The organism is Cellulomonas algicola, assembly GCF_003851725.1.
Lineage (GTDB): Bacteria > Actinomycetota > Actinomycetes > Actinomycetales > Cellulomonadaceae > Cellulomonas > Cellulomonas algicola.
In genome coordinates, this window is sequence record NZ_BHYL01000285.1 from 1 (window position 1) to 4,510 (window position 4,510).

The window sequence follows — 4,510 nt, forward strand, 5'->3', positions numbered from 1 at the left end:
GCTCGGCCCCGGCCGCCCCGAGGTCGCACCGCGCGTCGCGGCGGCGCAGGCCGCGATCGCCACCGCGCAGTCCGCCCGGACGGGCGCGGGCGACCCGCTCGCCGCGTTGCGCACCATCACCGAGGCGGAGGCCGCGATCGACGCGGCCCTGGCGCCGCTGCGCGAGGCCCGTGAGCGTGCCGACCGCGCGCGCAGCCTGCTCGACGAGACCCTCGGCCGGCTGCGCTCGGCGCTGCGCGCGACCAGCGACTTCGTCGCGACCCGCCGCGGTGCCGTCGGGCCCGAGGCACGGACGCGGCTCGCCGAGGCGGAGCGGTGGTACCGGCAGGCCGAGGACCAGGCCGGGACCGAGCCCGAGGCCGCGCTCGAGTCGGCTCGCAAGGCCGAGCAGCTCGTCGCGGACGCGCAGTACCTCGCGCAGGCCGACGTCGAGCAGGCGGACGCCTACCGCTACCAGTCGACGGGCCAGCGCGGCACGGGCGGCGGCCTCAACGGCGTCGGCGGGATGGTGCTGGGCGGCATCCTGCTGGACTCGATCCTGCGCGGCGGCGGCGGCTGGGGTGGCGGCGGAGGAGGCGGCGGCGGGGGCGGCTTCGACGGCGGCGGGTTCGGGGACGGCGGCTTCGGCGGCGGCTTCTGACCCCACGAGCCACGACCCGGCCGAGGGCCGACGCCCGCGGGCGGGCGACGGCGCAGGACGAGCACGACAGGCAGCGCAGGACCACGGCACGACCACGGAGCGAGGGAAGGCACGGCGATGACCGAGAAGCAGAGCATCTTCGGGCGGATCACCCAGCTGGCGCGCGCGAACATCAACGCGCTGATCGACCAGGCCGAGGACCCGCAGAAGATGCTGGACCAGCTGGTCCGCGACTACACCAACTCCATCGCCGAGGCGGAGCAGGCCATCGCGCAGACGATCGGCAACCTGCGGCTCGCGGAGCAGGACTACAACGAGGACGTCGCCGCGGCGCGCGAGTGGGGCGGCAAGGCCCTCGCCGCGTCGACGGCCGCCGACCAGGCGCGTGCCGCGGGCGACGCCGTCAAGGCCGACCGCTTCGACAACCTCGCCAAGGTCGCGCTCGGCAAGCAGATCCAGGCGGAGGGCGAGGTCCGCGAGGCGGAGCCGCTCATCGCGTCGCAGCGCGAGACCGTCGAGAAGCTCAAGTCCGGCCTGGCGCTCATGAAGGACAAGCTCGGCCAGCTCAAGACGCGGCGCGACACGCTCGTCGCCCGGCAGAAGTCGGCGCAGGCCCAGCAGACCGTCCAGACCGCGATCTCGTCGATCAACGTGCTCGACCCGACGAGCGAGCTCGCGCGGTTCGAGGAGAAGGTCCGCCGCGAGGAGGCCATGGCGATGGGCCAGGCCGAGCTGGCCGCGTCGTCGATCGACGCGCAGTTCGCGGAGCTCGAGGCGTCGGGCGCGCAGATCGAGGTCGAAGCGCGTCTCGCGGCCCTCAAGCAGGGCAGCGCGCCGCAGGCGCTCGGCACGACGCCGGTCACGCCGCAGCTGGAGGCCGCGCCCGAGCAGTGACGCCGCGGTCCGCTCGCGGCACCGCACGCACGACGACGGCCGGCTCCCCGGATGGGGGCCGGCCGTCGTCGTGCGGTCGTCGTCCGCGTCGTCGGGGCGGTCTTCGTCGTACGACGCCCTCGTGCGGGCCGTCGCCGGGGGGCGTCAGGCGGGCGTGCGGTCTCCGGCACGCGCCACGACGAGCGCCGCGAACGTGCGGGCGATCGTCTCCCCTGCCCGCGCGACGGACGCGTCGTGCTCGGCCGTCGCGACGTCGACCGCGGCGGTGTCCACGTCGTCGTGCAGCTCGGCCCACGCGTGCAGCGTCGCGGGCGACGCCTCGGGGTGGAACTGCACGCCCCACGCCGACCCGACGCGGAACGCCTGGTAGGGGTACTGGCGCGAGTGCGCGAGCCACGTCGCGGTGCGCGGCAGGTCGACGATCGCGTCGGCGTGCATGCTCGGCATCGGGGTCGAGCGGTGGTCCTCGGGCACGTCGACGTCCACGAGCGCACCGACGAGCGCGTCGCCGACGGCCTCGGGGCGCCAGCGCACGTCGACGACGCCCGACTCGCGGCCGGGCGGGGCGGCGACGTGCACGCGGCCGCCCGTCGCGACCGCGAGCAGCTGGGCGCCGAGGCAGATCCCGAGTGTCGGGACACCGGCCTGCACGGCGTCGGCGAGCAGCGCGCGGGTGGCCGGGATGCCGGGCGCGTCGTCGGAGAGTGCGGACATCTGGCCGCCGAGGACGAGCAGGCCGTCCAGGGCGTCGGCCGCGGGCAGGGGGTCGCCGAGGTCGGCGCGCACGAGGCGCACCTCGACACCGTCGAGCCAGCCGGCGAAGCGGTCGAGCGGCACACCGGCGTCGAGCTGGACGACCGTGAGCACCGGGGCGTGGGGGGACGTGGCAGTCACGAGGCAGCACCGTACCCGCTGCGCGACCCGCCTCACCCGGGCCCTGTGGACCGTCCGGGGCGTCGGCCCACGTCAGCACGTGACGCGCGTCGCAGGTTCCACCCCCTCAGGCCTGGTCGCGGTGCGCCGATGGGACGAGCGGCGTCGGGAAAGAGGCGTCGTCCTCGTCCCCCGCACCCGAGAGGTCTCTCCGTGCTGCGTCCTTCCCTCCCCCGACGGCTGCGCGCCGTCGCGACGACCGCCGCGCTCGTCCTGGCCGCCGCCGTCGGCCTGTCCGCGCCCGCGAGCGCCGTGCCCGACGGCTACCCGGTCGCCGACGTCCCCGCCACGGGCGCGGTGCAGACGACCATCCCGGTGACGGTGGTCTGCCCGTTCGTCGAGGACCAGCCGTGGACGATCGCGTCCTGGGTGACGTCGGAGGGCAGCGGCATCCTCAAGACCGCGCACGGCGTCCTCGCGGACGCGCAGATGGTCTACAGCGGCTCGGTCTGGTTCTCCTCCCCCGCGCCCGCGGGCTACGTCGACGTGAGGTGCGGGTACGAGGACGGCGACGGTCGCGAGACCTGGGTGTCGTCCGGCCGCTTCCCGATCTCGGTCGCCGCACCGGTCGTCGCGACGACCACCGCGGTCGCGGTCGCCCCGTCGGTGACGCTGCCCGCCACGCTGCCGGCCGTCGCCACCGTGGCCACGAGCGGCGGTGCGGTCACCACCGGCTCCGTCCAGTTCTCCGTCGACGGCGTCGACGTGGGCGCGCCCGTCGCGGTCGACGCGCACGGCGAGGCCCGGACGGACCTCGGGGCGCCGGCACCCGGCCACCGCAGCGTCTCCGCGCGCTACCTCGGTGCGTCGGGGCTCGCGACCTCCGCGTCGGCCGGCTCGCCCGTGCACGTGCTGGCCGAGGCCGGCGTCACGCTGACCCTGCCCACCACCGCGACCGACGCCGCCCCCGTCCTGCTCCGCGCCGACGTCACCGGCACGGACGGCCTGGCCGCCCCCGGCGGGACGGTCGCGTTCACGTGGGACGACGACTCGCTCGGCTCGGCCCCGGTCGTCTCGGGCGTCGCGGAGCTCACGCTGCCGCTCCCGGCGGGCACCTTCACGGGCGTCACCGCCACCTACTCGGGCGACGGCGTCCACGGCGGTGCCACGTCGGCCGCGCAGACGCTCGTCGTCGCCGAGCACGTCGCGCCCCGTCCCGTCGTGACCGTCGACGTGCCGTCGACCGTCGTCGCCGGTCCGGTCACGGCGACCGTCACGGTCGTCGGGCCGCACAGCGAGGCCGTCACGCCCGAGGGCGACGTCCAGCTCATCGTGCTCGACGCCGACGAGCACTACCTCCTGCACGTGAACGCGACGCTCGTCGACGGGAGCGTCGAGGTCACGACTCCCGCGCTCGCCGCCGGCTCGTACACGGTCCTCGCGCACTACTCGGGCTCGAGCACCCAGGGCGTCTACGCGCAGGCCGACTCGACCTACCACGCGCTCACCGTCACGGTCCCGGTCGTCACGCCCGACCCCCAGCCGTCCGCCCCGACGCCGACCCCCACGCCCGTCGTGCCGACGCCCGCACCGGTCCCGGCGCTCGCCGGCTCGACCTCGTCGACGACCCCGGGCGGGTCCGTCACGCTCGTGGCGCGCGGCTTCCTGCCCGGGGAGACGGTGCAGTTCCACCTGCACTCCGAGCCGGTGCTGCTCGGCACGGCCGTCGCGGACGCCTCCGGGGTCGCCACGCTGGTCACGGCGGTCCCCGCAGGCACGGCCGCAGGCCTGCACCACGTCGTCGCGACCGGTACGACGTCGCAGCGCACGGCGCAGATCGAGCTGACGGTCGCGGCCGCCGGGACGTCGTCGGGGACCCGGCTCGCGAGCACCGGCGCCGACCCGGCCGGCCTGCTCGGTCTCGTCGCCGCGCTGCTCGTCGCGGGCGCGGCGATGGTCGCCGCACCGCGGGTCCGCGCGCGACGCTGACCCCGGCCGGGGCCCCGGCACCCAGCACCACCCGGACGGCGGTGCGCGGCAGCACGTCGCGCGCCGTCGTCCGGCGTCGTGGGGGCGGTCCGTGCCTGCGGCCGGTCGACGGCG

3 protein-coding genes and 1 pseudogene are annotated in these 4,510 nt (G+C 76.5%); 3 read left to right on the top strand and 1 reads right to left on the bottom strand.

Annotated elements, in window-relative coordinates:
* Both CTKZ_RS22065 and CTKZ_RS16545 read left to right on the top strand, forming a co-directional pair.
* Positions 1-640, top strand: a pseudogene (locus CTKZ_RS22065) (TPM domain-containing protein); the annotation flags it as partial.
* Between the two features lie 117 nt (positions 641-757).
* Entirely contained in the window at positions 758-1,534 is a 777-nt protein-coding gene (locus CTKZ_RS16545) for a PspA/IM30 family protein (protein WP_124343974.1), read from the top strand.
* Between the two features lie 144 nt (positions 1,535-1,678).
* Here CTKZ_RS16545 and CTKZ_RS16550 read toward each other — a convergent pair whose 3' ends face one another.
* Entirely contained in the window at positions 1,679-2,428 is a 750-nt protein-coding gene (locus CTKZ_RS16550; RefSeq protein ID WP_124343975.1) for a type 1 glutamine amidotransferase, read from the bottom strand.
* Positions 2,429-2,620: 192 nt separating this feature from the next.
* Between CTKZ_RS16550 and CTKZ_RS16555 the strand changes: the two genes are divergently transcribed.
* The gene (locus CTKZ_RS16555) at positions 2,621-4,396 is read left to right on the top strand and encodes an Ig-like domain-containing protein (protein WP_124343976.1); all 1,776 of its coding nucleotides are present in this window, start codon (positions 2,621-2,623) and stop codon (positions 4,394-4,396) included.
* The last annotated feature ends 114 nt before the right edge of the window (positions 4,397-4,510 follow it).

Coding starts and splice junctions, on each gene's coding strand:
- CTKZ_RS16545 (WP_124343974.1), top strand. CDS start 758: ATGACCGAGAAGCAGAGCATCTTCGGGCGGATCACCCAGCTGGCGCGC.